Raw genomic sequence first — 3,174 nt, forward strand, 5'->3', positions numbered from 1 at the left:
AAGCGCTGGGGATCTGGCATTTACGGCTGGCAGCACGAGGGAGGGCGAGGAGGCGATGATTCTGGGGGCCTGGCAGCAGGTAATTCAAAATTCAAAATTTGAAAATAATGCGGAGAGATGAAATGAACTTTCCCAATGACCTCAAATATGCGGCCAGCCACGAATGGGCCAGGATCGAGGGCGGCATGGCCACCGTGGGCATCACCGACTTCGCCCAGGGCGAGCTGGGCGACATAGTTTTCGTGGAACTGCCAAGCGTGGGCAGCAAAGTTACCCAGGGCAAGCCGCTGGGCACGGTGGAGGCAGTCAAGGCGGTCTCCGACCTCAACGCTCCCCTGTCCGGCGAGGTGGCCGAGATCAACTCAAGCCTGGAGGGCACCCCGGACGCGGTCAACAAGGACGCCTACGGGGCCGGCTGGATGGTCAAGATCAAACTCTCCAATCCCGGCGAAGCTTCGTCTCTGATGGACGCCTTAGGCTACGAAAAGATGGAGAAGCACGGACATTAAATCTAACGCAAGAAGCCCGAAATCGTTTAAAACGTTTAAAACGTTCAAACTGTTTAAACTTTTTGAACTGAGGATAAGATGCCATACATACCTAATACCGATCAAAACCGCGAAGCCATGCTGAAGCGGATCGGGGTCAAAAGTTTTGACGAACTGATAGCCGACATCCCGGAGGCGATCAGGCTCAAGGCCGAGCTGAAATTGCCAAAGGCCCTGGCCGAAATGGAAGCGGTCAAAGAGATCAAAGCCCTGGCCGAGCAGAATAAGCCGGCTTCTTCCCTGGTCTCGTTCCTGGGCGGAGGGGCTTACGACCACTATATACCGGCGGCCATAGATCACATCCTGCTGCGTTCTGAGTTCTACACCGCCTACACCCCATACCAGGCCGAGGTCAGTCAGGGAACCCTCCAGGCCATCTACGAGTTCCAGAGCCTGATCACCGCTTTGACCGGCATGGACGCCGCCAACGCTTCCATGTACGACGGGGCCACCGCTTTGGCCGAGGCCGGAATCCTGGCCTGCAATCACACCAAGCGCAAACAGCTGATCATTGCCCGGACGGTTCATCCTGCCTACCGCCAGGTGCTGACGACCTATGCCGGGGGGGCCGGGATCGCGGTCGTCGAGATTGGATTTAAAGACGGGGTCACCGACTTGGAAGCCTTGAAAAAAGCCGTGGGCCAGAATACCGCCGGAGTGCTGATCCAGCACCCCAACTTCTTCGGGCACCTGGAGCAGGTGGATGAGATCTCGGTCCTGGCTCACCAGGCAGGGGCCGTGCTGGCGGTCTCGGTTGATCCCATCTCGCTGGGGCTTTTAAAAAGCCCGGGAGAGTACGGGGCCGACATCGTTACCGGCGAGGGGCAGCCACTGGGTATGCCGACCAACCTGGGCGGGCCGTATCTGGGGCTGTTTGCCGTCAGGACCAACCTGCTGCGGTTGATGCCGGGCCGGCTGGTGGGCCTGACCACCGACGCCAAGGGGCAGGAGGGAGCGGTGCTGACCCTGCAGACCAGGGAGCAGCACATCCGCCGGGAGAAGGCCACCTCCAATATCTGCTCCAACGAAGCCTTGTGCGCCCTGGCGGCCACGGCCTACCTTTCCCTGATGGGCCGCTCCGGACTGAAGCAGGTGGCCGAGCTCTGCCTGCAGAAGAGCCATTATCTTTCCCAGAAATTAAAACCGGCCTTCAATGCCCCCTTCTTCAAGGAATTCGTGATCCGGCCCAATCGGCCGGTGGAAAAGTTGCTGGAGGAATTGAAGAAGACCGGGATCCTGGGAGGCCTGGATCTGGAGACGTTCTATCCCGAATTGAAAGGCTGTCTGATGCTGGCGGTCACCGAAAAACGGACCAGGGAAGAGCTGGACCTGATAGCCTCGAAGATCAACGGTTAAGGTTCTTAAAAATTTGAATGCCGTCCCTTCGAACCGGGGCGGCATTCTGGTAAAAATAAAAAATTCTATGCAGTATCTTTTGTCATTTTTCGGGGCGGCGGCGCTGGCACTGGGCCTGACCCCGCTGGTCATAGCCCTTTCAGTGAAGCATAAGGCCTTCGACCGCCCCGGGCTACGGAAGGTCCACCAAAAGGAAGTTCCCTGTCTGGGCGGGGCGGCCCTGGCGGCGTCCTTTTTTATCTGCCTCTGGCTGGCCCGCTGTTTATGGCCCCAGCTGTTCGACAGCCTGGATAAAAAACTTCTGGCCTTAACCTTGGGCGGGTTGATGATCTTCGGAATTGGGCTGTACGACGACCTGAAAGACGTCTCGGTGGCCTTGAGGTTTCTGGTTCAGTTTTCGGCGGCCGGGGTTCTGATCTGGGGGGGATTTCTGATCACCATGATCCCCAACCCCTTCGGCGGCCGGCTGGGACTGGGGATCTTGAGCTATCCCTTCACCGCGCTGTGGATAGTGTTTCTGGTCAACGCCCTGAACTTCATAGACGGGCTGGACGGACTGGCCGCCGGGATCAGCGCCATCGTGGCCACCACCATTTTCTTTGTGGCCGAACAGCACGGCCAGTCCCTGGTGGCCCTGACCTCGATATTGATGTTGGGAAGCCTGCTGGGATTTTTGCCGTTCAATTTTCATCCGGCCAAGATTTTTTTTGGCGACTCCGGAGCCACCCTGATAGGTTTTCTCTTCGGGGCCATGACCACCCTGGGCACCATGAAGAGCGTGGCCGCCATTTCGCTGCTGCTGCCCATCGCCGCCCTGGGGGTGCCGATATTTGACACCGTCAAGGCGGTGCTGCGCCGGACCAGGCGGGGACAGAAATTCTACCAGGCCGACAAGGAGCACATCCACCATTTGCTTTTGTCGGCAGGATTTTCCCATCAGGGGGCGGTGTTGTTCCTGTACGGCAGCACTTTTTTCCTGTCGGTGCTGGCCATCATGGCGGCTTCGGCCGACCGCCGGCTGATCTCCATCCTGGCCATAGTTTTCATTGTCATGGTCTGGGTGTTCTTAAAGAAGTGGCAGAAGAACCGGGAGTGAGGATCATAGTTCCGTACCGGAATATATGGGACGCCGATCTTCGCTGATTAATATGGATAAGCATTTATGACGATATTACGGAGGGAAAGAATATGCGCCTGGACAAACTTACCATTAAATCCCAGGAGGCTCTGGAAGCCGCTTCGCAGCTGGCCGCCCAGGCCAATCAGCAGG

3 protein-coding genes are annotated in these 3,174 nt (G+C 57.7%); all 3 read left to right on the forward strand.

Going from position 1 to position 3,174, the window contains the following annotated elements; genetic code table 11:
* Positions 1 to 122: 122 nt before the first annotated feature.
* Complete coding sequence (gene gcvH, locus HY768_10805) at positions 123 to 509, forward strand: glycine cleavage system protein GcvH (protein ID MBI4727687.1); 387 nt, start codon at positions 123 to 125, stop codon at positions 507 to 509.
* A 78-nt stretch (positions 510 to 587) separates the two neighbouring features.
* A complete protein-coding gene (gene gcvPA, locus HY768_10810) occupies positions 588 to 1,904 on the forward strand; it encodes an aminomethyl-transferring glycine dehydrogenase subunit GcvPA (GenBank protein ID MBI4727688.1) in 1,317 nt (438 codons plus the stop codon).
* Positions 1,905 to 1,971: 67 nt separating this feature from the next.
* Positions 1,972 to 3,000 (forward strand): undecaprenyl/decaprenyl-phosphate alpha-N-acetylglucosaminyl 1-phosphate transferase, encoded by a 1,029-nt coding sequence (locus tag HY768_10815; GenBank protein ID MBI4727689.1) that lies wholly within the window; start codon positions 1,972 to 1,974, stop codon positions 2,998 to 3,000.
* Positions 3,001 to 3,174 lie beyond the last annotated feature (174 nt).

The sequence above is a fragment of the candidate division TA06 bacterium genome, from assembly GCA_016208585.1.
Classification (GTDB): domain Bacteria; phylum Edwardsbacteria; class AC1; order AC1; family EtOH8; genus UBA5202.